Here is a 1326-nt window from a genome sequence, read left to right on the forward strand (position 1 = left end):
CGCAAATATTGATCAAGGAGTGATTTATGAAGTCTTTAAGGATTAAAATTTCTGTTATTTTGACAGCTGTGATCGTGCTGCTACTAATCGGCGTTAGCCTCATTAGTTACAACATAGCTCGCAATCTATATACAGAAAAAGTTGTGAAAGATGAGCTACCACTAGCTGTCTCAAACGTTGCAGGTGAGATCGGCTATGCCATAGACAAGATCATCAACACCTCTTATCAGATGACCAAAAATGACTATCTTCTAAAGTGGATCGACGAGGGCGAACCAAAGGACGGATTAGCAACGCTTTTTAACTACAACACCGACCTTATGAAGGCGTTTAATCTCTCAACGGCGATGTTTGTCTCTGATAGAACACTAAATTACTACACAAACGACAAAATTTTAAAGCAGCTTAGCAAGGACAATCCACGTGATAGCTGGTATTTTGACGTTAAAAACGGCAAAGAGATAAATTCTCTAAACATCCAAGTCTCAGAAGCCACTGGCTCGCTAACACTTTATGTAAATAGTAAGGTTGAAAAAGACGGCAAATTTTATGGCGTCAGTGCGATAGGTATGAACCTTGATGACATCGTAAATTTAGTCACTTCAAAAACCATGGGCGAGGGCAGTAAATTCCTAATAGTTGATTCAAGTGGTATCGTAAAGATAGAAAAGAGCGACAGGGTCGGCAAAGTAAATGTAAAAGACGTCCTTGGCAAAGAGAAATTTGATGTTTTGATGAATAAAAATGGCGGCGTCATCCATCACTTTAACGGCACGAGAAATTTGATAATTGGCTCAAAATATATCCCTAGCCTTGATTGGTACCTATTTGGCGAGATGGACGAGGATGTGCTTTTAAAAGATTTGCATACGCTATTTTACTCAGCTATCGGCGTTATCTTAGCAGCGATCATCATCTCTGTGATAGTGTCACTTCTAATGTCTTCTTACCTCCTAAAAATCATCCTCAAACTAAAAACAGGCCTACTATCTTTCTTTGATCTACTAAATCATAAGACAAATAAAGCAGAGCCTATAGAGATAACATCTAAAGATGAATTTGGTCAAATGGCAGAGCTAATAAACAAAAACACAAAGGCCATTGAAGATGGCATGAAAGATCAAAGTATCTTCATCCAAAAAGCCAACACCTTTGTAAATGAGATAAAAGATGGCAACTATGAAGCAAGCCTAGAAGCTGATACTAATAACCCAGCTCTAAATCAACTAAAAAGCACATTTAAAGATCTACAACTTGCTCTTAAAAATGCAATCTCAAGTAATGGTAAAGATGTACTTGATCTACTAAACACTTATAAAAACCAAG

At 37.6% G+C, this 1326-nt stretch carries 1 protein-coding gene; it reads left to right on the forward strand.

Features of this window, described 5'->3' with window-relative positions; translation table 11 throughout:
- Positions 1–26: 26 nt before the first annotated feature.
- Positions 27–1326 (forward strand): cache domain-containing protein (locus tag CYP77_RS09860; protein ID WP_141090575.1); only part of this gene is annotated, 1300 nt, incomplete at its 3' end.

It is taken from the genome of Campylobacter concisus (assembly GCF_002913865.1).
Classification (GTDB): Bacteria; Campylobacterota; Campylobacteria; order Campylobacterales; family Campylobacteraceae; genus Campylobacter_A; species Campylobacter_A concisus_AM.